21 protein-coding genes are annotated in these 25,742 nt (G+C 74.6%); 15 read left to right on the forward strand and 6 right to left on the reverse strand.

All coding sequences use genetic code 11. The annotated features are described in order from the left end of the window. The first annotated feature begins 91 nt into the window (after positions 1-91). Positions 92-1,054: a LysR family transcriptional regulator gene (locus tag J4557_RS10260; RefSeq protein WP_208266251.1), complete on the forward strand. Its 963-nt coding sequence runs from the start codon at positions 92-94 to the stop codon at positions 1,052-1,054. Continuing rightward, positions 1,051-1,959, forward strand: a complete 909-nt coding sequence (locus J4557_RS10265; RefSeq protein WP_208266252.1) for a serine hydrolase — start codon at positions 1,051-1,053, stop codon at positions 1,957-1,959. The genes J4557_RS10260 and J4557_RS10265 overlap by 4 nt, the downstream gene beginning before the upstream one ends. A gap of 8 nt (positions 1,960-1,967) precedes the next feature. Here the strand turns inward: J4557_RS10265 and J4557_RS10270 are convergent, their stop codons facing one another. Then, the gene (locus J4557_RS10270) at positions 1,968-2,528 is read right to left on the reverse strand and encodes a hypothetical protein (RefSeq protein WP_208266253.1); all 561 of its coding nucleotides are present in this window, start codon (positions 2,526-2,528) and stop codon (positions 1,968-1,970) included. A 178-nt stretch (positions 2,529-2,706) separates the two neighbouring features. On the opposite strand from J4557_RS10270, the gene J4557_RS10275 reads away from it, so the two are divergent. After that, a complete protein-coding gene (locus J4557_RS10275) occupies positions 2,707-5,415 on the forward strand; it encodes an AAA family ATPase (protein ID WP_208266254.1) in 2,709 nt (902 codons plus the stop codon). A 57-nt stretch (positions 5,416-5,472) separates the two neighbouring features. Then, positions 5,473-7,014, forward strand: coding sequence for a toprim domain-containing protein (locus tag J4557_RS10280; RefSeq protein ID WP_208266255.1), 1,542 nt, complete (start codon positions 5,473-5,475; stop codon positions 7,012-7,014). A gap of 33 nt (positions 7,015-7,047) precedes the next feature. Here J4557_RS10280 and J4557_RS10285 read toward each other — a convergent pair whose 3' ends face one another. Continuing rightward, positions 7,048-8,322: an amidase gene (locus J4557_RS10285; RefSeq protein WP_208266256.1), complete on the reverse strand. Its 1,275-nt coding sequence runs from the start codon at positions 8,320-8,322 to the stop codon at positions 7,048-7,050. 460 nt (positions 8,323-8,782) lie between these two features. On the opposite strand from J4557_RS10285, the gene J4557_RS10290 reads away from it, so the two are divergent. The 6 genes from J4557_RS10290 (at position 8,783) to J4557_RS10315 (ending at position 17,553) form a co-directional block, all read left to right on the forward strand. Further along, the gene (locus tag J4557_RS10290) at positions 8,783-10,333 is read left to right on the forward strand and encodes a gamma-glutamyltransferase (RefSeq protein ID WP_307799612.1); all 1,551 of its coding nucleotides are present in this window, start codon (positions 8,783-8,785) and stop codon (positions 10,331-10,333) included. A gap of 121 nt (positions 10,334-10,454) precedes the next feature. After that, positions 10,455-12,881, forward strand: a complete 2,427-nt coding sequence (locus tag J4557_RS10295) for a phosphoketolase family protein (RefSeq protein ID WP_208266257.1) — start codon at positions 10,455-10,457, stop codon at positions 12,879-12,881. A 41-nt stretch (positions 12,882-12,922) separates the two neighbouring features. Continuing rightward, positions 12,923-13,984 carry an acetate/propionate family kinase gene (locus tag J4557_RS10300; RefSeq protein ID WP_208266258.1) on the forward strand — a complete coding sequence of 354 codons (1,062 nt, stop codon included), beginning with the start codon at positions 12,923-12,925 and terminating at the stop codon, positions 13,982-13,984. Positions 13,985-14,083: 99 nt separating this feature from the next. Continuing rightward, positions 14,084-15,328 (forward strand): PP2C family protein-serine/threonine phosphatase, encoded by a 1,245-nt coding sequence (locus tag J4557_RS10305; RefSeq protein ID WP_208266259.1) that lies wholly within the window; start codon positions 14,084-14,086, stop codon positions 15,326-15,328. 11 nt (positions 15,329-15,339) lie between these two features. Beyond that, on the forward strand, positions 15,340-16,713 hold the full coding sequence (locus J4557_RS10310; protein WP_243775558.1) for a sigma-70 family RNA polymerase sigma factor: 1,374 nt from the start codon (positions 15,340-15,342) through the stop codon (positions 16,711-16,713). A 60-nt stretch (positions 16,714-16,773) separates the two neighbouring features. Beyond that, positions 16,774-17,553: an SDR family NAD(P)-dependent oxidoreductase gene (locus tag J4557_RS10315; protein ID WP_208266260.1), complete on the forward strand. Its 780-nt coding sequence runs from the start codon at positions 16,774-16,776 to the stop codon at positions 17,551-17,553. 180 nt (positions 17,554-17,733) lie between these two features. Here the strand turns inward: J4557_RS10315 and J4557_RS10320 are convergent, their stop codons facing one another. Further along, on the reverse strand, positions 17,734-18,321 hold the full coding sequence (locus tag J4557_RS10320) for an NADPH-dependent FMN reductase (protein ID WP_208266261.1): 588 nt from the start codon (positions 18,319-18,321) through the stop codon (positions 17,734-17,736). 88 nt (positions 18,322-18,409) lie between these two features. Between J4557_RS10320 and J4557_RS10325 the strand changes: the two genes are divergently transcribed. Next, positions 18,410-18,898, forward strand: a complete 489-nt coding sequence (locus tag J4557_RS10325) for a MarR family winged helix-turn-helix transcriptional regulator (RefSeq protein WP_243775559.1) — start codon at positions 18,410-18,412, stop codon at positions 18,896-18,898. Between the two features lie 93 nt (positions 18,899-18,991). On the opposite strand, the gene J4557_RS10330 is transcribed toward J4557_RS10325, so the two are convergent. Further along, positions 18,992-19,630, reverse strand: a complete 639-nt coding sequence (locus tag J4557_RS10330; protein WP_208266262.1) for a TetR/AcrR family transcriptional regulator — start codon at positions 19,628-19,630, stop codon at positions 18,992-18,994. Between the two features lie 81 nt (positions 19,631-19,711). Between J4557_RS10330 and J4557_RS10335 the strand changes: the two genes are divergently transcribed. Beyond that, a complete protein-coding gene (locus J4557_RS10335) occupies positions 19,712-20,467 on the forward strand; it encodes an SDR family NAD(P)-dependent oxidoreductase (protein ID WP_208266263.1) in 756 nt (251 codons plus the stop codon). 32 nt (positions 20,468-20,499) lie between these two features. On the opposite strand, the gene J4557_RS10340 is transcribed toward J4557_RS10335, so the two are convergent. Continuing rightward, positions 20,500-21,297 (reverse strand): aminotransferase class IV family protein, encoded by a 798-nt coding sequence (locus tag J4557_RS10340; protein WP_208266264.1) that lies wholly within the window; start codon positions 21,295-21,297, stop codon positions 20,500-20,502. A gap of 85 nt (positions 21,298-21,382) precedes the next feature. Between J4557_RS10340 and J4557_RS10345 the strand changes: the two genes are divergently transcribed. Beyond that, a complete protein-coding gene (locus J4557_RS10345; protein ID WP_208266265.1) occupies positions 21,383-21,736 on the forward strand; it encodes a MerR family transcriptional regulator in 354 nt (117 codons plus the stop codon). Between the two features lie 9 nt (positions 21,737-21,745). On the opposite strand, the gene J4557_RS10350 is transcribed toward J4557_RS10345, so the two are convergent. Beyond that, positions 21,746-22,264 (reverse strand): CGNR zinc finger domain-containing protein, encoded by a 519-nt coding sequence (locus J4557_RS10350; protein WP_307799616.1) that lies wholly within the window; start codon positions 22,262-22,264, stop codon positions 21,746-21,748. Between the two features lie 36 nt (positions 22,265-22,300). On the opposite strand from J4557_RS10350, the gene J4557_RS10355 reads away from it, so the two are divergent. Together J4557_RS10355 and J4557_RS10360 are read left to right on the forward strand one after the other, a co-directional pair. After that, positions 22,301-23,002 carry a hypothetical protein gene (locus J4557_RS10355; protein WP_208266266.1) on the forward strand — a complete coding sequence of 234 codons (702 nt, stop codon included), beginning with the start codon at positions 22,301-22,303 and terminating at the stop codon, positions 23,000-23,002. A 52-nt stretch (positions 23,003-23,054) separates the two neighbouring features. Continuing rightward, on the forward strand, positions 23,055-25,733 hold the full coding sequence (locus J4557_RS10360) for a DUF4132 domain-containing protein (RefSeq protein WP_208266267.1): 2,679 nt from the start codon (positions 23,055-23,057) through the stop codon (positions 25,731-25,733). Positions 25,734-25,742: the final 9 nt, after the last annotated feature.

Genomic DNA, 25,742 nt, shown 5'->3' on the forward strand with positions numbered 1-25,742 from the left:
GTTGGACGCCCAAGAAGACCAGGTCATCGCCCAGATGTCCAAGATTGATATGCGAGGGGCAGCGATATGGATTCTGATATGGTCCCTGCTCGTGAACATCGTCGGCCACCTCGCCTGCTTCGTCGCGGTGGCCGAGGAACTGCACTTCGGACGCGCGGCGGAGCGGCTCGGCATGGCGCAGCCGCCGCTGAGCCAGCGGATCCAGCGGCTGGAACGCGAACTCGGGGTGCGGCTGTTCGACCGGTCCAGCCGGAGGGTCGAGCTGACCGCGCCCGGGCGGCTGCTGCTGGACGAGGCCCGTGACATCCTCACCCGCGTGGATCGCGTCTACTCCGTCGCCGAACGGGCCCGGCTCGGCGAGGTCGGCACCGTGCGCGCCGGGCTGCCGAGCGACCTCGGCGGCCCGATCGTCGCCGCGCTGATCGCCGCGTTCCGGGACCGCCGCCCGGACCTGCGCCTCGACCTGCGCGAGACGGGGACCGCCGAGCAGGTCCGCGCGCTGGCGGAGGGCGCGCTGGACGCCGGGATCGTCCGGCACCCGTGCGACTCGCGCGGCCTCGGGCTCGGCCCGATGCTGGGGCAGTCCGTCGGGGTGCTGCTGCCGGAGGGCGCCGGGCTCGCCGCGTCCCCGGAGGTGCACCTCGCCGACCTCGCCGGCCGCGACCTGGTCGTCTTCCCCCGCGAGGAGGCCCCGGGCGCCTACGACGAGGCGCTGGCCGCGTGCCGCCGGCACGGGTACGCGCCGCCGGCCGTGCACGAGGCGCGGCACCCGCAGTTCGCGCTGGGCCTGGTCCTCGCCGGGACGGCCGTGGCGCTCGTGCCGCGCACCGACGACTCCGCCGGGGTGACGTGGCGGCCGCTCGTCGGCGAGCCGCTGGTGTGGCGGACGTCGTGCGCGTGGCGGCGCACCCGCGACGCCGAGCACGAGCGCGCCATCGCCGACTTCACCGCCGTCGCGACGGCGGTACTGCGCCGCGAGGCCGGGATGGCGCCGCTGGACGCCGTGCCGCCGCGCCGTGTCGTGTCCCGGCCGTCCTCGGGGTTCCTGGCATGACCGGCACGCGGGACGCGGTGGCCGGGGACACCGCCGTACGGATCGAGGACGCGTTCCGGGCCGCGGGCGTCACCGGCTTCCTGCACGCGGCCGACATCGACACCGGGCGGGAGGTCGCGGTCCGCGCCGACGACCCCGTGGTGCTGGCGTCCGTGTTCAAGGTGCCGCTGCTGGTCGCCTTCCACCGGCGCGCCGCCGAGGGGCTGCTCGACCCGGTCGAGCAGGTCACGCTGCCCGCCGGGGACCGCACGTCCGGCCCGACCGGGGTGTCGGCGCTGCTGGACGACGTCCGGATGTCGCTGCGCGACCTCGCCTGCCTGATGATCACGGTGAGCGACAACGCGGCGGCGGACGCCCTGCTGGACCGGGTCGGGCTGGAGGCGGTCAACGCCGCCGCCGCCGGGCTGGGCCTGCGCGGGACCGTGGTGACCGGCGGCGGCCGGCAGCTGTTCGACGACCTGCTCGCCGACGCGGGCGCGTCCGGGTTCCCCGAGGTGTGGGCGCGGCTGGACGAGCCCGGCATGGCGGCCCGGCTGCGCGCCCTCGACCCGGCCCGGACGAGCCGCAGCACGCCCCGCGACATGACCCGGCTGCTCGCCGCGATCTGGCGGGACGAGGCGGCCCCGCCGGACGGGTGCGCGGCGATGCGGCGGCTGTTCGGGCTCCAGGTGTGGCCGCACCGGCTGTCGTCCGGCTTCCCCTACGACGACGTGCTGGTCAGCGGGAAGACGGGGACGCTGCTGATCGTCCGCAACGAGGTCGGGGTCGTGGAGTACCCGGACGGCGGCCGGTACGCGGTCGCGGTGTTCACCCGGTCGCTGCTGCCGATCGCGGTGCTGCCGCAGGCGGACGCGGTGATCGGCACGGCGGCGCGGCTGGCCGTGGAGGCCCTCCGCCGCCCCTGACCGCCGGGTCAGCGGTCGTCGCGCGCGTCGGGCTCGCGCATGTCGAGGTGGTCGCGCATGTCGAGGTCGTCCAGGGCGGCGTGGTCCATCGGGACGAGGGACGCGTTCCTCAGCTTGCCTTCGCGGCGGCCGCGCGGCACGGCGACGGACCCGAGCTCGATGAACACGCCGGAGCAGTCGATCCCGAACCCGCCGCCGCGCTCGAACAGCAGCACCAGCGGCTCGTAGGGGTCGGGCAGCGCGGGCAGCGGCACCTCCGCGTCCTGGAGGGCGGCGAAGTGCAGCGCGGCGGCGCAGGCCCGGGACGTCGGCGACAGGTCGAGGCCGGGCACCGCGTCGAGGACGCCGCGGACGACGGCCGGGTCCGCCCGGACGCCGGGGCGGATCAGGTCCGGCAGCGCCAGGAAGGGCCCGGAGCCCCGGAGCCCCAGGTGCCGCGCCCACCGCTCGCCCCGGTGCAGATGCTCGCGCATGAGGGCGACGCGGGAGCGCCTGTGAAGCTCGTCACCCTCGTACGCCCAGTCGATCGCGCGCAGCCGTGCGGCCAGTTCCGCAACCCGCTCTGGCACGCTCTCACCCCCTCATCTCCGGCGATCCGCGCTGGTCCGCACGGGCGGCACCGGACCGCGTCCGGCCGGTGACCGAACGTGGCCGATCCGATAGCGGCGATCCGGCCGACCGCTAAACCAGCACTCCTTTCGTAAACGTAGGCTGTACCCCTGCTTTGATCTCTCTTGGAGGAACGCGTTGCGGCTGCCGGAGCATCTGGAGCTACTGCTCACCGACGAGCCGGTGCTCGACGTCTACGCGCACGGCCCGTGGCGCGTCCCCGACGGGCTGTTCGAGGAGATCTCGGCGCGGATCGACGCGCTGGCGAACGACCCCCGCGCCGCCGACCTCACCACCGACGAGCACAAGCTGCTGACGCTGCCCGCATCGCTGGTCACCGCGGAGATCTTCGGCATCCTGGCGTTCCTGCCCGGCGGCGGCGCGATCAAGGCGGGATCGTGGTCGCAGCTGCCGGAGCGGCTGCTGCACCGGCACCTCGCCAACCCCGGCACGCTCAGCACCCGGATGACCCGCTGGGACGCGCCGGGCGGCCGGTGGCGCCCGCCGGTGGACTGGCTGATCGAGGCGCCCGACCGGGAGCTCGCGATCGAGCTGGCCCGCGAGTGCCTGGGCGTGCTGGAGGGCATCGAGCCGCTGGAGGAGCGCCGCAGGGCCCTGCTGCGGCTCTACGCCGACCCGCCCCAGTGCGACGTGAACCTGCCCAAGATGGAGCTGCGCGAGCACTGGCACGCGCACGCCGGCGACGACATCGTCGCCGCCGTCCCGGAGCTGCTCGGCCCCGTCGGGTACCTCGACTGGGTGTGCGAGGGGCTCCTCGCCGCGTACGGCGTCCTCGCGGAGGTCGCGCCGCGCGACGAGTCCCCCGAGTCGCACCTGATCCAGCTGCTGCTTCAGGGCAGCATGGAGCACATCCCGGCGGAGCTGGCCGCCGCGCTCGGGGAGGACCGCTACCACGACCTCCAGCAGCGCTTCCCGGCCGAGCGCCGCGGCTTCAAGGCCGACGCCTGGCAGCAGCGCACCCGCGCGTGGCTCGTCCGGGCGCTGGTCGCGGGCGCCGCCGACGCGTGCCGCGCCTGGCTCGACATGGCGATGCGGTTCGTCGCGATCGTCCAGGGCCTGCCCGGCGACCCGTGGTTCCCGAAGGCCGAGTGGATCCCCGTCGGCCAGTTCCAGACCGACCTGCGCCGCCTGTACGCGCCGCGCCGCCGGGTCGTCAACCCGCTCACCGAGACCCTCAAGGCGCCCGCGGCCGGCGAGGAGGGCGAGGGCGGCGGAGCGGGCGCGACGGCCGCCGGCGCGCGCGCCGAGCTGGCCACCGCGCTGGTCGGGCAGCCCGAGCTGACCGCCGCGCTGGAGGAGCTGTCCCGCGGCAAGGAGCCCGTCCGGCTGCTGATCGCGGGCCCGGACGGCACCGGCAAGCGGGACGCGGCGCAGGAGCTCGGCAAGGCGCTCGCGCTCGGCCGCGACCCGCTGTGGGTCACCGACAACCTGTACGCGGGGCAGCGGCTGTCGGACGCCGTCGCCAAGCTGCACGCCGACACCCGCGACTGCGCCGGCGACCGGCTGCTGATCATCGACGGGCTGGACGGCATCGTCGCCGACCCCGGCAACGGCGAGGCCATCGCCGACGAGCTGCACCGGCTGCTGGCGATCCACGCCGACCTGAACCTCGTCGTGCTGTGCGACGCGGACGGCGACGAGCGGATCCGCGACGTCAATCCGGTGCTGCCGGGCCTGTTCCGGATCGCGCGGACCCGGCCGTTCACCGCGCAGGGCCATGCGGAGCTGTTCCGCCGCGCGCTGGACCGGCTCGGCGCGCGCGCCACCCGGCAGGCCGTCGAGGCCGCCGGCGAGCTGCTGGCCGCGACGCCGCCGATGCAGTCGCTGCGCAACGCGCGGCTGGCCCCGTACCTCGCCGACCAGGTCGTCGCGGCGGCCCGGGAGCGGACGGAGGGCGGGGCCGAGATCGTGGTGCGCAAGGGCGACGTCCCGGCCGCCCTCGACACCGCCCAGTCCGCCGGGAACCCGCTGCACGAGCTGCGCGACCTCACCGGGCTCGACACCGTGAAGCACGAGATCGCGCTGCTGGTCGCGGGCACGCACGCGGCGCGCCTGCGCAGCGAGTCCGGGCTGCGGATCACGCCGCCGACGCGGCACATGGTGTTCACCGGCAACCCTGGCACCGGCAAGACGATGGTGGCGCGGCTGCTCGGCCGCATCTACAAGAAGCTCGGCGTGCTGTCGTCCGGCCATCTGGTCGAGGCGTCCCGCGCGCACCTGGTCGGCGAGTACATCGGCCAGACCGCGCCGCGCACCCGTCGGCTCGTCGAGCGGGCGATCGGCGGCGTGCTGTTCATCGACGAGGCGTACACGCTCACCCAGTCGCCGCTGAAGGGCGACTACGGCCACGAGGCCATCGCCGAGCTGGTCAAGCTGATGGAGGACCACCGCGAGGACCTCGTGGTGATCGTCGCCGGCTACCAGCAGGAGATGGCCGAGTTCCTGGCCGCCAACCCCGGCCTGGACTCCCGCTTCCCCAAGCAGATCCACTTCCCCGACTACACCGACGACGAGCTGATCACGGTGTTCGGGCAGCTCGCGGAGGCCGACGGGTTCCGGCTCGCGCCCGGCACCGAGGAGACGCTGCGCTCGATGCTGCGGACCGCGCCGCGCGGCCCGTCGTTCGGCAACGGCCGGCTGATGCGCAACCTGCTGGACGTCGCCGTCGCCAACCAGGCCGACCGGATCGCGTCCGCGGCCGTCGGCGCCGGCGGCGACGGCGCGCCGGTGAAGCCGCCCGCGAAGAAGGACCTGGTCACGCTGACCGCCGAGGACCTGCCGCCGCTGCTGGACCATCCGGAGGAGTTCTTCGGCCTGTACCTGTGACGTCCTGGGTATGACCTAGGCGGCTTCCCCGCCGGCCCGACCGAAGGCGAGGGACCCGTGACCGCCACCCCCTGGGAGGACGACCGGCGCCGCCTGGCGGCGCTGCTGCGCGACATGGCCGCCCACGAGACGGCGCTGCTGCGCGACGGGACGCGGCCGTGGACATGGTGGCTCGACCGGGCCGTCCTGCACGGCCGCCGCCACGGCTACGTCAACACGCTGCTGATCGGCGCCCAGTGGCGCGCGGCGACGGACGTCCGCTCGTACGAGGACTGGCGTGCCGCCGGACGCCAGGTCAGCCGGGGCGAGACGGGCATCCGCGTGCTGTCGCGGACGGGCCGCCCCTACGCCGTCTTCGACATCGCGCAGACGGCGGGCCCGCCGCCGCCTCCCGCTCCCGCCGGGCCGCCCGCGCCGCCCGCCGGGCTCGTCCAGCGGCTGGCGGGCGAGCTGAGCCGGGGCCTGCCGCCGGTGGAGGCCGATTCCGTCGCGTATCTCGTGCTGTCGTGGCTCGGTCTCGAACCGGAGCCGCCGGTGTTCCCGGTGAACGCGTTCTGGGCGGGCGCGGAGGCGGGCGACCGGATCCTGCGGACGGCCCGCCGCGTCCACGATCGCGTCCGCGACCCGTCGGGCGGGGTCCTGCCCGAGGCGCACCGGTACTTCCGCGCCCGCCTCGGGGCGAGCTGGGTGCCCGCCTACCTGGAGGGACGCGGCTTCTCCCCGGCCGTGCAGCGGCGCCGCCAGATCGGCTACGCGCCGGACTCCCCGCACGCCCTCCTCGACCATCTGCGCTCGCTCGGGCACGCCGACGAGGCGATCGTCGCGTCGGGGCTGGCGCGCCAGGGCGCGTCGGGACGCCTGCACGCCATGTTCCGCGACCGGGCGATGTTCCCGATCCGCAGGCCGGACGGCACCCTCGCCGGGTTCCTGGGCCGCCGCGCCGACGGCGGCGAGGGCCCGAAGTACCTCAACGGCCCCGACACCGGCTTCTTCCACAAGGGCGAGCTGCTCTACGGCCTGCACGAGGTCCGGGAGCGGCTGGCGGCGGGCGCGCGTCCCGTCCTGGTCGAGGGCCCGCTCGACGCGATCGCCGTCGAGACGGCGCGGGCGCCGGAGTTCGCGCCGGTCGCGACCTGCGGGCTGTCCCTCACCGCCGCCCACCTGGCGGTCCTCGCGGACGCCGCCGACCTCGGCGCCACGGGCGTCCTGATCGCCCTGGACGACGATCCGGCGGGCCGGTCGGCCGCCGTCCGCGCGTGGGACGTCCTGAGCCGGGTCGCCGGACCGCTCGACCTCGCCTCGCTCCCCGGCGGCGAGGACCCCGCCGGCGTGCTGGCCGGGCAGGGCCGCGACGCCCTCCTCCAGGCGCTGCGCGCGCCGGTCCCGCTGATGGACGCGGTCGTGGACGCGGCGGCGGCCCGCGCGGGCGGCTCGCTCACCACCCCCGAGCAGCGGCTCGCCGCGCTCCGCGCCGCCTGCGGGCCGATCGCGGCCCGTCCCTCCGGGGCCGCCCGCCAGGTCGTCCGCTTGGCGGCGCGCACGTCACTCCCGCCGGCCCTGGTGACCGAGGTGCTCACCGACCACCTCACGGAACGCTGATCACGCCGTCGTTGCCCCTGGGGCGGGCGCCGGTCAGGGGGCGAGGCGTCCGGCGAGGGCGAACAGCAGGTCCTCCCGGCCCGCGCTCGTGACCAGCTGCAGCCCGACGGGGAGCCCGCCGACCGTCCCGGCGGGGACGCTCAGCGCGGGCAGGCCGAGGACGTTCCACGCGCACGTCAGGCTCAGCAGGGTCGGCTGCACCCGGCCCAGCGCGCACTCCTCCCGCCCGATCTCCGGCGCCGTGATCGGGACGGTCGGCAGCGCGAGCACGTCGTGGCGGCGCAGCAGCCCGGCGGCCTCCTCCCTGAACCGCGCCCGCTCGCGCGACGCCCGGACGTACCGCCAGCCGGGCGTCTCCCCGGCGCGGCGCAGCCGGTCGAGGGTGGCGGGCCGGTACAGCTCGGGCGCGTCCGCGACGCGTTCGGCGTGCACCTCGTACGCCTCGCTGTCCTGGATCGCGGCGAAGACGCGCCGCAGTTCCCGCAGCTCGACGCGTTCGGCGGGCGCGCCGGGGAGCAGGCCGCGCACGGCCTCCGCCACCTCGTCCGCGACCGGGGCGCCCTCGATCCACGCCACCCGGAGCCCCTCGTGCCGGGGCAGGGCGTCCTCGGGCTGACGCGTCAGGACCCGGTAGGCCGTCCGGCACCCGGCGGCCGTGGCGGCGAGCACGCCGACGTGGTCGAACGAGACCGACAGCGGGAAGACCCCCTCGACCGGGACCGCGCCGTAGGCGGGCTTGAACCCGGCGATGCCGCAGAGCGCCGCGGGGATCCGGACGGATCCGCCCGTGTCGGTGCCGAGGGCGAGCGGGACCATGCCCGCGGCGACCGCGACCGCGCTGCCGCCGCTGGATCCGCCGGAGATCCGGGACGGGTCGTGCGGGTTGCGGGACGGGCCGTTCACGGCGGTGTCGCCGCTCGCGCCGTAGGCGAACTCGTGCGTGGTGGTCTTCCCCACGATCACCGCGCCTGCCGCGCGGAGGCGGGCGACGCAGGCCGCGTCGCGGTCGGCGACATGCCCGGCGAAGTGCGCCGAGCCCATCCCGGTCGGCAGTCCGGCCACGTCGATGATGTCCTTGATCGCGACGGGCACGCCGTGCAGCGGGCCGCGGTCGCGCCCGGCCGCGCGTTCCTCGTCGGCGGCGCGGGCGGCGGCGGCCGCGCCCTCCGCGTCCACGGTGACGAACGCGTTGAGGGACGGGTCGATCGACTCCAGCGCGCGGTCGAGCAGGCCGGCGGCCGTCGCGGCGCCCGACCGCAGGTCGCGGCGCACGCCGTCGAGCGTCCGTCCGGCGAAGAATCCGGTCATGCGGCCTCCCTGAACCGTGGCCCGAAGGTCTGCCTAGCATGGCGCGCCGTTCCGTACGGGTCACCCCGCCGGCCGCGGGGGGCCGTCCGGCGGCTCTTCGGCCGGAGCGCTCCGCCCGCTCGTCGCAGGAGATCGACCGCTCGACGACGGGACCGGCGGAGTGGTGAACCTACGCGCGGGTACGCGGCAAGCTTCATCGCACCTTGTGGAGGCGTTCCCGCCGGTTCGCTGGGGGGCGGGGCGGAGGCCCGCGGCGGCCACCGCCCCTGTAGCCGGTGCCTTCCACAGCCGGGTGGGGGGACGGGGCCACGGCGGCGCGGTCTTCAGGCGCGCACCCGCCGCCGTGGCCTCCTCCGGCGGCCCGCCGCCCTCACTGCGGCCCGGCCGCCCTGTCAGATCCGCTGACAATGCCCGCCATCTGGGCCTTTCGGCCCACCGCTCCGGCAACTACCGTCAGAGTGTGAACGCGCCGGTGGATCAGCAGGAGATCACCGGTACCGCCGACCGGGCGATGATCTGCACCGCCGACCACCGCGCGTCCTCCGCGGGCCTCGCGATCCTGCGGGCCGGCGGGTCGGCGGCCGACGCGGCGGTGGCGGCGAACGCGGTGCTGGCGGTGGTCGCGCCGCACCGCTGCGGGCTCGGCGGCGACCTGTTCGCGCTGGTCCACGACCGTCCGGGGCCGCCCGCCGCGCTGAACGCCTCCGGCCGGGCCGGGTCGGGCGCCGACGCGGCGGCGCTGCGCGCGGAGGGCCGCCGCCGGATGCCGGTCCGCCACGACCTGCGGTCGGTGACCGTCCCCGGCTGCGTGGACGGCTGGCTCGCGCTGCACGCCCGGCACGGCCGGACGCCGCTCGCGGAGGTGCTGAAGTCGGCGGTGCTGCACGCCGAGCGGGGGTTCACCGCCTCGCCCGGCCTCGTCGCGGCCTGCCGGGACGCGCCGGGCGGCGACGGGCTCGCGTGGCCGTCCCGCCCCGGCGAGCAGGTGCGCCGCCCGGGCATCGCCCGCGCGCTGCGGGCCGTCGTCGCGGAGGGGCGCGCGGGGTTCTACCAGGGCGAGTTCGGCGACGGCCTGCTCCGGGCGGGACGGGGCCTCTACGCGCCGTCCGACCTCGCCGAGCCCTGCGCGGAGTGGGCGCGCCCGCTCGGCGTCCGCGCGTTCGGCCACGACGTGTGGACGCCCCCGCCGAACTCGCCGGGCCACGTGCTGCTCGCCGCGCTCGCGGTCGCCGCGGGCCTCGACCTGCCGGATCCCGCCGACCCCGGCTGGGCGCACCTGCTCGCCGAGTCCGTGCTGGCCGCCTCCGGCGACCACGGGCAGGAGGGGGAGGACGCCGAGGCGCTCGTCTGCCCGGACCGCATCGCCGCGCTCCGCGCCGCGATCGACCCGGCCCGGCACTGGCGGCGCCGCGGAACGGTCCCGTCCGGCGACGCCGCCTGCGTCTGCGCCGTGGACGACCGGGGCATGTCCATCGCGCTGCAGCAGTCGAACGGCACCGGCCTCGGCTCGCTCCTGTTCGAGCCCCGAACCGGCATCAACCTCCACAACCGGGGCGCCGGGTTCACACTGGCGCCCGGCTCGGCCGCCGAGTACGGGCCGCGGCGCCGCCCGCCGCACACGCTCGTCCCGGTCGTCGCGACGCGGCCCGGCGGCACGTTCCGCGCGGTGCTCGGCTGCGCCGGCGGCGGGATCCAGCCGCAGGCCGGCCTGCAGATCCTCGTGCGGCTGCTGCGCGGCGCGCCGCCGGAGGACGCGCTGGCCGCGCCCCGCTGGCGCCTCGCCGGCGGGCTCGGCCCGTTCGACGAACCGCAGGGCAACACCCCGATCCGTCTCGACCTGCAGGCCGGCGCCCCGGACGCCTGGGCACGGGACCTGCCCGGCCGCGGGCACCTCGTCCGGACGGCGGCGGACGACGAGGACTTCGGCGAGGCGCAGCTCATCGAGGCGGGTCCCGGCGGCGGCCTGCGCGGCGACGGCCCCTGCCCCTTCACCCTCCCCCGCGTCCGCTGAGCGGGGGCCCCGCGGCGGATCCGGAGGGACGCGCCGAGGTTCCGGTGCGCGGGGTTGACGGGGGAGATAGCGGGGACGTGATCCTTCCCGGGCGTATGCCGACCACCGAAGGGACCGCGCCATGACCGAGGCCGTCACCGCGTCCACTCCCCTGTCCGACGACGAGGTCCGGCGGATCGACGCGTACTGGAGAGCCGCGAACTACCTTTCGGTCGGGCAGATCTACCTCCTGGGCAACCCCCTGCTGCGCGAGCCGCTGCGGCGGCGCCACATCAAGCCGCGCCTGCTCGGCCACTGGGGCACCTCGCCCGGCCTGAACTTCTGCTACGTGCACCTGAACCGGGCCATCAAGGTCCGCGACCTCGACATGATCTACATCATGGGGCCGGGCCACGGCGGGCCGGCGGCGGTCGCGAACGCGTGGCTGGAGGGCACCTACAGCGAGGTGTACCCGGACGTGTCGCGGGACGGTCCCGGCATGGAGCGGCTGTTCCGGCAGTTCTCGTTCCCCGGCGGCATCCCGAGCCACGTCGCGCCGGAGACGCCGGGGTCGATCCACGAGGGCGGCGAGCTCGGCTACTCCCTCGCGCACGCGTACGGCGCCGCGTTCGACAACCCGGACCTGGTCGTGGCGTGCATCGTCGGCGACGGCGAGGCGGAGACCGGGCCGCTCGCGGCGTCGTGGCACTCCACCAAGTTCGTCGACCCGGTGCGCGACGGGGCCGTCCTGCCGATCCTGCACCTCAACGGCTACAAGATCGCGAACCCGTCGGTGCTGGCGCGGATCTCCGAGGAGGAGCTCGTCCAGCTCATGGACGGCTACGGGCACCGGCCGATCATCGTCAGCGGCGACGAGCCGGAGTCGATGCACCGGAAGATGGCCGTCGCGCTGGAGCGCGCCCTGGACGAGATCGCCGAGATCCAGCGGGCCGCCCGCGAGGGCGGCGAGACCGCGCGGCGCCGCTGGCCGATGATCGTCCTGCGGTCGCCGAAGGGCTGGACGGGGCCGAAGGTGGTCGACGGCCTGCCGGTCGAGAACACCTGGCGCTCCCACCAGGTGCCGCTGGCCGGAGTCCGCGACGACCCCGGGCACCTGGCGCAGCTCGAGGAGTGGCTGCGCTCCTACCGTCCCGAGGAGCTGTTCGACGAGGAGGGGCGCCCGTTCCCCGCGATCACCGGCCTGGCGCCCGAGGGCGAGCGCCGGATGAGCGCGAACCCGCACGCCAACGGCGGGCTCCTGCTGCGCCCGCTGACGCTCCCCGACTTCCGCGACCACGCCGTCCCGGTCGACCGGCCCGGGACGGCGACGTCCGAGGCCACCCGCGTGTTCGGGACGTTCCTGCGGGACGTGGTGAAGGGCAACCCGTCCAACTTCCGGATCATGGGCGCGGACGAGACGGCCTCCAACCGGCTCGGCGACGTCTTCGAGGCCACCGACCGGGTGTTCGAGGGCGAGCGGCTGCCGACCGACGAGTACGAGGTTCCGGCGGAGCCGGGCGGGGGGCACGGTGGGCCGTCCCTCCGCAGGCTGTTCGCCCCGCACGGGCAGGTCATGGAGGTGCTCAGCGAGCACCTGTGCCAGGGCTGGCTGGAGGGCTACCTGCTGACGGGGCGGCACGGCCTGTTCAACAGCTACGAGGCGTTCGTCCACATCGTCGACTCGATGTTCAACCAGCACGCGAAATGGCTGAAGGTGACGCGGCGGCTGCCGTGGCGGCGGCCGATCGCGTCGCTGAACTACCTGCTGTCGTCGCACGTGTGGCGGCAGGACCACAACGGCTTCACCCACCAGGACCCGGGCTTCCTCGACGTGGTCATGAACAAGAAGCCCGAGATCGTCCGGGTGTACCTGCCGCCGGACACCAACACGCTGCTGTCGGTCGGCGACCACTGCCTGCGGTCCCGGGACTACGTCAACGTGATCGTCGCGGGGAAGCAGCCCTCGCTGAACTGGCTGCCGATGGACCAGGCGATCGCGCACTGCACGCGCGGCATCGGCATCTGGGAGTGGGCGTCCACCGACGGCGGCGCCGATCCCGACGTCGTGATGGCGTGCGCGGGCGACATCCCGACGCTGGAGACGCTCGCCGCCGTCGACCTCCTCCGCCAGAACTTCCCGGACCTGCGCGTCCGGGTGGTGAACGTCGTCGACCTGATGCGGCTGGAGCCCGACACCGAGCACCCGCACGGGCTGCCGGACCGCGAGTACGACGCGCTCTTCACCACCGACAAGCCGGTCATCTTCGCGTTCCACGGCTACCCGTACCTGATCCACCGGCTCGCCTACCGCCGCCGCGGCCACCCCCACCTGCACGTCCGCGGCTACAAGGAGGAGGGCACCACGACGACGCCCTTCGACATGGTGATGCTGAACGACCTGGACCGCTTCCACCTGGTCATGGACGTCATCGACCGCGTCCCGTCCCTCGGCGGCCGCGTCGCCCACATCCGGCAGCGCATGGCCGACCAGCGCCTCGCCCTGCGCGCCTACACGCGCGAGCACGGCGAGGACGCGCCCGAGGTCCGCGACTGGACCTGGCCTTACTGAAGCCCGGCCTTGCCGAGCAGAGCCGTACCGAGGGGGCCGCGATGCGCATCCTGACCGTGAACCCGGGGTCGAGCAGCCTGAAGCTGAGCATGATCGACCCGGACGGCACCGTCGTCACCGAGAACGCGGGCGCCCGCCACGAGGTCGCCCCGATGGTCGCGGACATGCCGGCGCCGGACGCGGTCGGCGTCCGGTTCGTGCACGGCGGCACCGACTTCACCGGGCCCGTCGTCGTGGACGCGCGGGTCACCGAACGCCTGGAGGCGCTCGCCGACCTCGCGCCGCTGCACCAGCCCGCGTCGCTGCACGCGCTGTCGGAGATCACCGGCGTGCTGCCCGGCGTGCCCGCCGTCGCCTGCTTCGACACCGCCTTCCACGCCACCCTGCCGGACGCCGCCGCCACCTACGCGCTGCCCGCCGAATGGCGCGAGGGCTTCGGGCTGCGCCGCTACGGCTTCCACGGGCTCTCGTACTCCTACGCCGTCCGCCGGACGCGCGAGATGCTCGGTTCGACGCCCTCGCGGACGGTCGTCTGCCACCTGGGGTCCGGGGCGTCCCTCGCCGCCGTCGCCGACGGCCGCTCCGTCGACACCACGATGGGCTTCACGCCGCTCGAAGGGCTCGTCATGGCGGCCCGCGCCGGCAGCATCGACCCGGGCATCCCGCTGTGGCTGATCAAGCACGGCATCGCGGCGTCCGAGATCGGCGAGGCGCTGGAGAGCCGGTCCGGGCTGCGCGGCCTCACCGGGACGGGCGACATGCGGGAGATCCGCGCGCTCGCCGAGGCCCGCGACGCCGTCGCGCTGGCCGCCCTCGACGTCTACCACCACCGCCTCCGGGCCTGCGCCGCCGCGATGGCCGCCACCCTCGGCGGCCTGGACGCGCTCGTCTTCACCGGCGGCGTCGGCGAGCACGACTCGTTCGTCCGGCACCGCCTGGCCGAGGATCTCGCGTTCCTCGGCGTCTCCATCGACCCCGCCCGCAACGAGGACGCCCACGGCGACGCCGACGTCACCGCCGCCGAATCCGTCGTCCGCGTGCTCGTCGTCACGGCCCGCGAGGACCTCGAGATCGCCGCCGGCGTCCGCGGGTGCCTGCGGTGAGGACGCGCCGGGAACGGGCACGTACCCGGAAGGCAATGAGATCTCCTAACCTGCGGCAATCCCGGTAAAGCGCCAGATATCACGCATACGATGACCGAGATGGAGAGACCGGCAGACGCCCTGGCGGGCCTCACGCGCAAGCTCGAGAACATCCAGGCGATCACCGACGAGGCGTTCGCCCACATGGACGTCGACGAGTTTCTCGACACCCTGCTCGGCCGCGTCCGCGAGATCCTGGACGTGGACACCGCGGTCGTCCTGCTCCTGGACCGGAGCGCGCGGTTCCTGGAGGCGACGGTGGCGAAGGGCATCGAGGAGGAGGTCACGCAGGGCGTGCACGTCCCCATGGGCGAGGGCTTCGCAGGGCGCGTCGCCGCCGAACGGCAGCCGGTCTACATCCCCGACGCGCCCAGCGCGACGATCTTCAACCCGCTGCTGGTCCAGCGCGGCCTGCACTCCCTGCTCGGCGTGCCCCTCATCGGCGGCGGGCGGCTGGTCGGGGTCATGCACGTCGGGACCCTGACGCCGCGCCGGTTCACCGCGGAGGAGACCGAGTTCCTGCAGCTCGCGGCCGCGCGCGTCGCCCTGGCGGTGCGGTCGCTGATGAGCCGGGCCGAACGCGCCGGCGCCATGGAACTGCAGCGCAGCCTCATACCGTCCCGGCTTCCGGAGATCCCCGGCGTCGAGATGGCCGCCCGCTACCGTCCCGGCAGGGAGAGCGTCGGCGGCGACTGGTACGACGTCTTCGATCTCCCGTCCGGCGAGATCGGCATCGTCATGGGGGACGTGGCGGGCCACGGGCTGCCCGCCGCCGTCGTGATGGGCCGGATGCGCAGCGCGCTGCGCTCGTACGCGCTCGAGTCGTCCGACCCCGCCGAGGTGCTGGGCAAGCTCAACCGCAAGATGATGCATTTCGAGCCGGACGCGACGGCGACCGTGCTCTACACGGTGTGCGATCCCGCGCTGGACCGGGTCCGGGTGTCCTCGGCCGGCCACCCTCCTCCGGTCCTCGCCCTGCCGGGCCGTCCGGCGGAGGCCGTCGACATGAAGTTCGACCTCCTGATCGGCCTCGGCGACGACGCGACCCGCAACACCAAGGTGGTGGAGGTTCCTCCCGGGGCGCTGCTGTGCTTCTACACCGACGGGCTCATCGAGCGGCGGGACGACTCGGTCGACAACGGCGTCGCGCGGCTGTGCCGGGCCGTCCACGCGGGCCGGCCCGAGCAGGTCGCGGCCTTCGTGATGTCGGCGCTCATCGGCCGCGAGCCCGCCGAGGACGACGTCGCCCTGCTCCTGGTGCACCGGACCGGGAACGCTCCGGAGACGGGCGAGTCGGTGCCCTAGGCTCTGGACGCATGACGGAGAGCGCGTGCCGGATGTGCGGGAAGGCGCTGCCGCGCCCGGACGGGCGGCGGGGACGGGCATCGGTGTACTGCTCGGCCGCGTGCCGCCAGAAGGCGTACCGGACGCGGCGGACCGGCGGCGCCGACGCCGTCCACGACCTGATCTCCGACATCGAGCGGCGCGTGAAGAGCCTCGCTCCCGAACGTCCCGAGCCGTTCTACGCCGAGGTGCGGGCGCTGTCGTCGACCGTCGGGCGGCTGCGCGGCATCGCGCGCGTGGCGGCCGACGCGACCCGGTCCGCCGCGCCGGGCGCCACGGATTCCGTCACACCGGACCCCGTTACGGATTCCGCCGGTCCCGCGACGGCGGCCGCCGGCCGCGCGACGCATTCCGTCACGCCGGACGACGTGACGAATCCACTCCGGGACGGCGACGAGATCGATTTCGCCGGGCTGGTCGAGCCCCACCGGCGCGAGCTGCAGGTCCACTGCTACCGGATGGTCGGCTCCTACGACGACTCCGAGGACCTCGTCCAGGAGACGCTCCTCAAGGCGTGGCGGAACCGCGACGGGTTCGAGGGGCGCTCCAGCCTGCGCACCTGGCTCTACACGATCGCCACGAACGCGTGCCTGGACTTCCTGCGCCGCAACGAGCGCCGCCCGCAGCGGTACGTCCCGTCCCCCGTCCCGCCCCCGAACGACGTGACCGCGCCGCCGTTCCTGCCCTGGTTGCAGCCGTTCCCGGACGACCCGGAGACGGCGGCGGAGACGGCGGAGACGCTGGAGCTGGTGTTCCTCGCCGCCGTCCAGCACCTGCCGCCGAGGCAGCGCGCCGTCCTGATCATGCGGGACGTGCTCGGCTGGCCCGCCGCCGACACCGCCGAGGCCCTCGACCTGACCGTGGCCTCGGTGAACAGCGCCCTGCAACGGGCCCGGCCCGCCCTGCGCGAGCGCCTCCCCGAACGGCGCGACGCGTGGGCGCGCGGCACCGACCCGTCGAAGGCCGAACGCGCCCTCATCGACCGCTACACGAAGGCCGCCGTCGACGGCGACATGGCCGCGATGACCGCCATGCTGCGCGAGGACGTCCGCATCACCATGCCCCCGAACCCGCTCTGGTTCGGCGGCCGGGACGCGATCATCGGCATGCTGTCCCAGACCTTCGACCCGTCGTCGCCCGTGTACATCGGCCGGTGGCGGCACCTGCCGACCCGCGCGAACGGGCAGCTCGCCCTCGGCGGCTACGTGCAGCGGCCCGGCACCCGCGTCTACCGGGCGCAGGTCATGGACGTCCTGCGGATCGAGGACGGCCTGATCGCCGAGATCACCTCGTTCGAGCCGCACCTGTTCCCCGCCTTCGGGCTGCCGCTGACGCTGACCGATTAGTTTTCCCGGCGCGCGCGTCTCCATAGGCGTCCCACAACAACGCCAGAACGGAACACGGACATGATCCTGGAGAACAAGAACGCGATCATCTACGGCGCCGGCGGCTCGATCGGCGGCGCCGTCGCGAGGACCTTCGCCCGCCGGGGCGCCACCGTCTTCCTCGCCGGCCGGACCCGCGAGCCCCTCGACGCCGTCGCCGCCGACATCACGGCCGCCGGCGGCCGCGCCGAGGTCGCCGTCCTCGACGCGCTGGACGAGAAGGCCGTCGAGGAGCACGCCCGGCACGTCGCCGACGCCGGCGGCATCGACGTCTCCTTCAACCTCGTCACGCGCGGCGACGTGCAGGGCATGCCGCTCACGCAGATGCCCGTGGACGACTTCGTCAGCCCGATCACGACCGGGATCACCGCGAACTTCATCACCGCCCGGACCGCCGCCCGGCACATGTCCGAGCGCGGCTCCGGCGTCGTCCTCACGCTGAACAGCGGCTCGGCGAAGGGCAGCCCGATGATGGGCGGCACCGGCCCGGCGGACGCCGCGCTCGACACCCTCGTCCGCAACCTCGCGCAGGAGTGCGGCCCCTCCGGCGTCCGCGTCGTCGGCATCTGGACGGCGGGACTGCCCGAGACCCTCTCGCCGGAGAAGCTCTCCCGGTTCGGCCCGGCCATGGACGACGCCGCCTTCCAGGCCCTCCTGACCCGCCTGGACGAGATGCGCCTGCTCCGCCGCTCCCCCACCCTCGCCCAGATCGCCGACACCGCCGCGTTTCTCGCCTCGGACGGCGCCGCCGCCATCACCGGCACCTTCGTCAACGCCACCGCCGGCATCTTCACCGACTGACCCGCCTTCACCGACGGTTCCGCCCCGGCCGGTTCCCTCCCCGAGGGAACCGGCCTCAGACCCTCGCCATCCGCGACAGCAAGGACCCCTGTGGGCCCGCGCTTGATCACCCACCTGCACCGTGTGCGTTCCATCGCGGTGATCTCGCGTCCGCTCGCGTGATCGGCCACGATCTGGGCCTCATGCGGCCGTGGACGTCTGCTTCTTGGCCTGGCGCACCGCCCGCAGGGCGCCGGACCAGGCGATCACCTGGTCGAGCATGCCGCTCACGGCGGTGTCGAGGCCCTCTTGGGGGACGAAGGCGCCGGTGTGGAATGAGGGGTGTGTCGCGATGGTGGGCTGGGCGCGGACCGTGGCGACCTGGAGTTCGGCGAGGACGAGCCGCAGCGCCTCGGCGGCCCGGGCCCCGGCGACCCAGCCGCCGTAGCTGATGATCCCGGCGGCCTTGTCGTTCCATTCCCGGTAGACGTAGTCCAAGGCGTTCTTCAGCGCTCCGGGATAGGAGTGGTTGTACTCGGGGACGAGGAACACGTAGCCGTCGAAACCGTCGATGAGTTCGCCCCAGGCGCGGGTGTGGTCGTGCTGGTACCGCTGGAGGTTCGGGTTGCCGGGCTCGTCGAGGTTGCCGAGGTCGTGGTCGGCGAGGTCGATGAGTTCGTAGTCGGCGCCGCCGTGGGCACGGGCGGCCTCCAGCGCCCAGGCGGCGATCTGTTCGCCGCGGCGTCCGGGGCGGGTGCTTCCGAGGATGAGTGCGATGCGGAGCGTCATGGCTTCCCTCCAGGCGAGTTGATACGTCAACTCTAGGCCCGAAGGAGTTGATGCGACAACTCCACTGGTCGCGGCTATCCTCGGCGACATGGCGGAGCCTCGATCGCTGGAACCACAGGAGTGGGAGTTCTGGGATACCTGGATGCGCGCGCAGCGCCTGCTCACCAGCGAGCTGGAGCGTGGTCTGCAGCGTGACTGCGACGTCTCGAAGGCCGAGTTCAGCGTGCTGGTGACGCTGTGGCAGGCCGGCGGCCGGGAGATGCGCGTCGGAGAGCTCTCCGAGTCGCTCGACTGGGACAAGAGCCGCGTCTCCCATCAGCTGACGCGGATGGAGAAGCGCGGCTTCGTCGAACGCACCCGGTACGGGGCCGACGGTCGCCGCGCGGGGATCGGGCTGACCGACGAGGGCCGCCGCGCCGCCCGGAAGGCCGTCCTCGTGCACGGCGACAACATCCGCCGCCACTTCCTCGACTCACTGACCCCCGAGCAGGCATCCGTCATCCGAGCCTGGAGCGAGCAAGCAGTCGAACGCCTCGAGCCGCACCGCAGCGAGACCGTCGGCGACGGCGCGTCCTAGACCGCGCCCGCACCACCCTTCAGAGACGCCGCCGTTCGGCGGACGACCAGTCCGCGGAGGCGTTCGAGCTGGTCGGAGTCGCCATGACGTCAATCACGGCGTGGGGGCTGGGGGCCGGGGGCTCGCGGTCGCGGCGGGCCAGGCGGCGAGGGCGAGTTCGGCCACCGGCCGCAGGTCCGCGGCCGTCGCGCCGTCGGCGGCCCGCTGGGAGAAGCCCTGGAGGACGGTCGCCATGTACTGGGCGAGCGCCCGGGTGTCGGTGGAACCGGGGAGTTCGCCCGCGCGGACGGCCTCGTCGAAGCGTTCGGTGAAGGCGTCGACGTTGGCGTTGCGGATGTCGCGCAGGAACGCCTCGATGTCGGCGTCCTTGAGGGTGACGTTGGTGGCCGAGCGCATGATCAGGCAGCCCGCCGGGTGGGACGGGTCGGTGTAGATCTCGGTGGCCTCGCGCAGAACGCGCGCGAAGACGTCCCGGGCGGTGCGCTCCTCGCGGAGGGCGGCGCCCGCGAAGCCCGCCGGCTCCGACGCCTGGTAGGCGGCGACGGCCTCCTTGAACAGGGCCTTCTTGTCGCCGAAGGCGGCGTACAGGCTCGCGGGCCGGATGCCCATGGCCGCCGTCAGGTCGCCGACGGAGGTGGCCTCGTAGCCGCGCTCCCAGAACATCTCGACGGCCGTGGCGAGCGCCCGGTCGCGGTCGAAGGTGCGGGGACGCCCCCGGCGGCTCTCGGTCATGCCCCAATTCTAGAGCAAGCACTCAACAAACCGTGCTACGTTCTTTCTTGAGCAATCACTCAACAAGTGAGGGGCAGGGTCATGGAACGTCTCGCGGGCAAGGTCGCGCTGGTCACCGGCGGCAGCCGCGGCATCGGACGGGCCGTCGCGCGGCGGCTGGCGGCCGACGGGGCCACCGTCGCGCTGACCTACGGGCGGGACGCCGCCGCCGCGGACGAGACCGTCCGGACCATCGAGAAGGACGGCGGGCGCGCGGTCGCCCTGCACGCCGAGCTGGGCCGGCACGGTGACGCAGCGGCGCTCTGGGAGGCGTTCGACGAGGGGACCGGCAACGCCCGCGTCGACATCGTGGTCAACAACGCGGGCATCGGCCGCAGCGCGGACCTGGCCGGCCTCACCGAGGAAGAGTTCGACGAGGTGTTCGCGGTGAACGTCCGCGCGCCGTTCTTCATCGTCCAGCAGGCGCTGCCCCGGCTCAACGACGGCGGACGGATCGTGAACATCTCCAGCGGCGCGGCCCGCCTCGCGATGCCGGAGGCGATCGCCTACGGCTCGACCAAGGGCGCCCTGGACACCTTCACCCTCAACCTCGCCAAGGCGCTCGGCCCGCGCGGGATCACGGTCAACTCCGTCGCGCCCGGGATCATCGACACCGACGTCAACGCCGGGTGGCTGCGCGGGAACGCCGAGGCGTGGGAGCACGCGTCGTCCCTCTCCGCGCTCGGCCGGGTCGGCACCCCCGAGGACGTCGCGGACGTCGTGGCCTTCCTCGCCTCCGACGACGCCCGCTGGGTGACCGGACGCGTCGTCGACGCCACCGGCGGCTCCGCCCTCTGAACACCATGGCCTGACCGCGCCCCGCTCACCGATCAGGGCCCGGTGAGGGGTTCGGCCTGGTACGCCTCGTGGAGCAGGTCCAGGAAGCGGGGCGCTTCGGGGACGGGCGCCGAACCGAACCGGTGGACGGCGACGCCCGGCGTCCAGGAGTTCATGACCACGGCGCCGGCCAGCCCCGGCACGTCGGCGGGCGTGACCTCCTGGACGCGCTGCGGGACGCCGAGGCCGTCGAGCCGCCGCCGGACGATCCCCATCGTCGTCCCGACCAGCATCGCGGCGTCGGGCCACACCACGGCGTCGCCGTCCCAGAACGCGAGGTTCCAGATCGTGGCCTCGCTGAACCGGCCGCGCCGGTCGACGAACGCGGCGTCGTCGAAGCCGTCCCGGACGGCCCGCCGCATGAAGTAGGTCTTGGCCACCTCGCCGACGTGCTTGACGGCGGGCAGGACCCGTTCGTACTCGACCGTCGCCAGGGCCAGCGGCCCCGGCGGGCCGGACGCGGGCGGCCCGGTGCGGACCAGGACGTCGAGCTCCGCGGCCTCGCCCGCGGCGAACTCCCCCGGGGCCGCGTAGACGGTGGCCGTCAGCGAGACGTCCGGGGGGCTCGCCTCCAGCGCCGTCCGCAGGAAGGACCGCACCCGGTCGTCGGGCAGCGCCCGGCCGAACAGCTCCACCGACGCGAACCGCAGCCGCTCCAGGTGCAGGTCGAGGCCCCGGATCCGTCCTCCGCGCACCTGCATGGCGGTGAAGTGGGCGTAGCCCGCGAAGGCGAGCGGCGCCAAGTCCCCGGCGGTCGCCGCGCGACCGTTGCGGTGGGCGAGTGTCGTCATCGGCGTCTCCAGCGGTGCGGAATGATCGTTCGCGGGGCGACGTTACGGCCTCACACCGGTGAGAAGGTCAAGCAAGGACGGTGACATGCTGATCGGGGAGTTGTCCCGGCGGACCGGGGTCAGCGCGCGGCTGCTGCGGTACTACGAGGAGCAGGGCCTGCTCGCGGCCGGGCGCGACGCGAACGGCTACCGGCGCTACTCCGGCGACTCCGTGGCGACCGTCCGGAAGATCCGCGTCCTGCTGGAGGCGGGCCTGTCCACCGAGGTGATCCGGCAGATGCTCCCCTGCACGCGGGACGCCCGGCCCGAGTTCGACTGGTGCTCCGGCATCCGCGACCTCCTGGACCGGGAGCTGGCGGCCCTGGACGACCGCATCGAGGGACTCCAGCGCAACCGGGGCGCGATCGCCGGATTCCTGGCACAGCCCGGCGAAGGCTAAGCGGACGGGTCAGTCCTTCTTGGCCGTGGTCCTGCGGCGGGCGCGGTAGGCGGCCACGGTGGTCCGGCTGGCGCAGGTGTTGGAGCAGAACCGGCGGCTGCGGTTGCGGGAGTCGTCGACGTAGAAGCGCGCGCAGCCGTCCGCCTGGCACCGGCCCACGGTGACGTCGGGGTCGCCGCAGATCACATGGGCGAGCGCGGCGGCGCAGCTGCGGCCGAGCCACGACGCGGCGTCCTCCCCGTCCTGCGCGAAGTGCAGGTGAGGACCGCCGGCCTCGTCGTGCGTGCTCACGTGTATCGAAGGCGGGAACTCCGCCAGGAGTCGGTTGACCGGGTCGATCGGGCCCGAATCCGCGACGGCCTCGACCGCGTCGCGCACGGCCGGGAGGAGTTCCGCGAGCGCGTCGGCGTCCGGTTCGGCGACGCGGTGCTGGGCGAAGAACTCCCGCCGCAGGTCACTCGGGTCGTCGCCGTTCGCCAGTTCGACGGCCAGCTTCGCCAGATTGCCAATGTAGGCGACATAACGCACTTGACCACCTACCTCCTCGCCCGCATAGTAGGCCGCATGAGCATGAACACCGGCTACATTGCCAGATCCGCGGGGACCGCCGCCGAGTCACTGATGCGTGCGGGGCAGTGGGACCTGGCACTCGACCTGCCCGCCGCCCGCGCGACGGCGCTGCGGGCGGAGATCCTCACCGACCGGTTCTTCTGGCGCCTCGACGATCCGGCCGAGGCGGAGACCGCCGTCGCCGCGCTGTGCGAGGAGGACCCGGCGCACGGCGGGTTCCACGACGCCCAGCTCGCCTACACACGCCTGCTCTTCGGCCTCGACCCGCGCCCCGGCGACGAGGCGCGGGTGCGCGCCGGCTTCGCCGCCGCGTCCGGGGACGAACGGCTCGCGGGCTGGGCCGCCTTCTGGACGGGCATCGTCACCGAGAAGTTCGACGGCGCGCCGGAGCGGGCGAAGGCGTCCTACAGCGAGGCCCTGGACTCGGCGGTGAGGGACGAGGACCTCCTGCTGGAGTCCTACGCGATCCGGCACCTGGGCGCCCTGGCCCTGGAGAGCGGCGACGCGTCCGGACTCGATGACCTGCGCAGGTCGTACCGGCTCCGCGCCGCACTCGGCGCCCGCCCGCAGACGGCCGCCGCCGCGGCCACCTACGCCGCCGAACTGCCCCCGGGCCCCGAGGCCGACGAGCTGAACCGGCTCGCCGCGCTGACGGCCCGCGAGCTCGGCCTCACCTGGCTGGCCGAGGGCCTGTGAGCGCGCCCGTGCGGACCTCCGGTGTCAGCCCTCTGCCCTAACGTGCAGCCGCATGGTCGTTCATCCCCCTGCTTCCCGTGACGAGAACGTTCTGGACATCCCCGATGCCTGGCTGGAGGACCTGGTCCCCCGGCGCGGGGGCCTGGTCGCGGCGCCCGAGACCGTCCCGGACCAGGAGGCGCACGCCGCGGTCCGCGACGGCCTGGGGGCCTCGGAGCCCCTCGTCCGCAAGGTGCTGGAATACCGGGGCACCGTCCCCGAACTCGCCGAGGCGGGGCTCGCCTACCTGAGGGGCGACGCGACCCCGCTGGGGGCGGCGGTCGTCGCGCGCGTGGAGACGATGGCGCGGCTGAGGTCGCGGTTCGCCTGCGACCCCGCCTGGGCCGACCACCTGGCGGCCGAGCACGGGCTCGCCTTCGCCGCCTGCGCGTTCGCCGAGATCGAGGACGTCTCCGTCCTGCCCGGTGGCGGGACACCCCTGCTCGACGAGGGGCCGGCCTACGTGCTGCGCGGCCTGGGCGACCTCGACCACGCGCACTGGGCGGCGGGCCCCGCGGGCCTGCGGATGCGGGCGCTCCTGGCCGCGGCGGGCGAGGACGACCGGTCCGCGGCCGCGCGGGCGCTGGACGGGCGCCGCCAGGGGCCGGTCCAGCGGCTGATCGCGGCCTTCCTGATGCCGGACCGGACGGACTGGGTGGACGAGTGCTGCCAGGAACCGCCGAAGCGCCTCTCGTACTTCACCTCGTTCGGCGCCAAGATGCTGTGGTGGTCGCTGGGCACCGCCGAGCAGGTCGAGCGGCTCGGCGACTGGGCCGTCCTGCAGGCCGGCGAACGGGACCCCGACGTGCTCTGCACCGTGGTCGACGGGCTGGGCGAGGCGGCGGCCCCGGTGCTGGCGCGGTCGCTGGACGGCGACGCAGAACCGAAGGAGCGGCGCCGCATCGCGGACGCGCTGGCGCGCATCCCCGGCGACGAGGCGTTCCGGCTCATGGGCGGCCGCCTCGACGCGGTGAACGTCCTGCCCGCGATGGAGGCGATGATCGAGCGCTTCCCCGTGCGGGCGCTGCGGATCCTGCCGGAGCTGGGCACCGGCACCTCCCGGCGGTCGTCGATGGCGGCGGGGCTGCTGAACGCGCACCTCCAGGCGCGCCCCCGCCTGCTCGCGGCGGCGGCACCGGAACTGGACGCGCGGACCCTGGAGGCGCTCCACGCCCTCCAGGCGGGGCGCGCGGCCGAGGCACCGGACGAGCAGGTGCCCGCGGCCCTGCGGAAGGGCACGCGGAAGAGAGGACCCGCGTGGGCGCGTCCCACCGCGATGCCGCAGATCCTGCTGCGGGGCCGCGAGCACGCCCTGCCCCCGGCGGCGACCGGGCACCTCGTCGCGGCGCTGAGCGAGGCGACCTCGGGGCACCCGCCGGCCCAGGACCTGCGGGCCGCGCTCGACGCGCTCGACCCCGGGTCGCTCGCCGAGTTCGGCTGGAGCCTGTTCGCCCGGTGGCGGGCGTCCGGCCAGGCGGCGCGGACCGGCTGGGCGCTGGCGCAGCTGGGCTGGACCGGCGACGACGAGGCCGCGCGGCGGCTGGGCGGGATGGCCCGTTCCTGGCCCGGCCAGAACGGGATCCAGCTGCCGCTGAAGGCGCTCGACGTCCTCGCCGGGATCGGCACCGACGTGGCGGTCATGCAGCTGCACCTCGTCGCGGAGAAGGCGCGGCCCAAGCGGCTCAAGAAGCGGGCGGGGCAGCTGCTGACCGAGGTCGCCGACGACCGCGGCCTCACGATGGAGCAGCTCGGCGACCGGATCGTCCCCGACTTCGGCCTCGACGCCGACGGCGGCATGACGCTCGGCTACGGGCCCCGGACGTTCACGGTGGGCTTCGACGAGCAGCTGAAGCCGGTCGTGTTCGACGACCGCGGCACGCTCCGCAAGACGCTGCCCAGGCCCGGCGCCAAGGACGACCCGGAGGCGGCGCCCGCCGCGCACCGGGCGTTCACCGGCCTGAAGAAGGACGTCCGCACGGTCGCCGCCGACCAGATCCGCCGGCTGGAGCGGGCCATGGCCGAGCAGCGGCGGTGGACGACCGGCGACTTCCGGCGGCTGTTCGTCCGGCACCCGCTGCTGTGGCACCTCGTCAGGCGCCTGGTCTGGCTGCACGACGGGGACGGGGCCGGTCCCGTCGCGTTCCGGATCGCCGAGGACCGCACGTTCGCCGACGCGGACGACGAGTCCCTGGTGCTCCCGGAGTCCGGCGAGGTCCGGATCGCCCATCCGCTGCACCTGGGCGAGAGCCTGCCGGCCTGGTCCGGGGTGTTCGCCGACTACGAGATCCTCCAGCCGTTCCCGCAGCTCGGCCGTCCCGTCCACGCGTTCACGGCGGAGGAGGCCGCCGGCAGCCGGCTCGACCGGGTCGCGGGCACCGTGGTCGGGGTCGGGAAGGTGCTGGGCCTGGAACGCCGGGGCTGGGAGCGCGGCGCAGCGCAGGACTCGGGCGTGCAGCACTGCCTGACCCGCCGTGCGGCGGGACGCACGGTCATGCTGGACGTGAGCCCCGGCTTCCCGGTCATGTCCCCCGCCGACTGGCCCGAGCAGACGCTCGGCCCCGTCTGGATCGCCGAGTCCGAGGTGTCCGATCCCTACCTGACGGAGGCGACGTTCGGGGAGCTGGACGACGTCGCGGCCTCCGAACTGCTCCTCACCCTGCACGATCTCGCCGCCCAGGCAGCGCCCGCATAGGCGGGGCCC

Source organism: Actinomadura nitritigenes, assembly GCF_017573545.1.
Lineage (GTDB): Bacteria > Actinomycetota > Actinomycetes > Streptosporangiales > Streptosporangiaceae > Spirillospora > Spirillospora nitritigenes.

Excerpts from the sequence above, each read along its gene's own strand:
- J4557_RS10265 (WP_208266252.1), top strand. The coding sequence starts at position 1,051 with ATGACCGGCACGCGGGACGCGGTGGCCGGGGACACCGCCGTACGGATC.
- J4557_RS10285 (WP_208266256.1), bottom strand. The coding sequence starts at position 8,322 with ATGACCGGATTCTTCGCCGGACGGACGCTCGACGGCGTGCGCCGCGAC.
- J4557_RS10295 (WP_208266257.1), top strand. The coding sequence starts at position 10,455 with ATGACCGAGGCCGTCACCGCGTCCACTCCCCTGTCCGACGACGAGGTC.
- J4557_RS10300 (WP_208266258.1), top strand. The coding sequence starts at position 12,923 with ATGCGCATCCTGACCGTGAACCCGGGGTCGAGCAGCCTGAAGCTGAGC.
- J4557_RS10305 (WP_208266259.1), top strand. The coding sequence starts at position 14,084 with ATGGAGAGACCGGCAGACGCCCTGGCGGGCCTCACGCGCAAGCTCGAG.
- J4557_RS10310 (WP_243775558.1), top strand. The coding sequence starts at position 15,340 with ATGACGGAGAGCGCGTGCCGGATGTGCGGGAAGGCGCTGCCGCGCCCG.
- J4557_RS10315 (WP_208266260.1), top strand. The coding sequence starts at position 16,774 with ATGATCCTGGAGAACAAGAACGCGATCATCTACGGCGCCGGCGGCTCG.
- J4557_RS10320 (WP_208266261.1), bottom strand. The coding sequence starts at position 18,321 with ATGACGCTCCGCATCGCACTCATCCTCGGAAGCACCCGCCCCGGACGC.
- J4557_RS10325 (WP_243775559.1), top strand. The coding sequence starts at position 18,410 with ATGGCGGAGCCTCGATCGCTGGAACCACAGGAGTGGGAGTTCTGGGAT.
- J4557_RS10330 (WP_208266262.1), bottom strand. The coding sequence starts at position 19,630 with ATGACCGAGAGCCGCCGGGGGCGTCCCCGCACCTTCGACCGCGACCGG.
- J4557_RS10335 (WP_208266263.1), top strand. The coding sequence starts at position 19,712 with ATGGAACGTCTCGCGGGCAAGGTCGCGCTGGTCACCGGCGGCAGCCGC.
- J4557_RS10340 (WP_208266264.1), bottom strand. The coding sequence starts at position 21,297 with ATGACGACACTCGCCCACCGCAACGGTCGCGCGGCGACCGCCGGGGAC.
- J4557_RS10345 (WP_208266265.1), top strand. The coding sequence starts at position 21,383 with ATGCTGATCGGGGAGTTGTCCCGGCGGACCGGGGTCAGCGCGCGGCTG.
- J4557_RS10355 (WP_208266266.1), top strand. The coding sequence starts at position 22,301 with ATGAGCATGAACACCGGCTACATTGCCAGATCCGCGGGGACCGCCGCC.
- J4557_RS10360 (WP_208266267.1), top strand. The coding sequence starts at position 23,055 with ATGGTCGTTCATCCCCCTGCTTCCCGTGACGAGAACGTTCTGGACATC.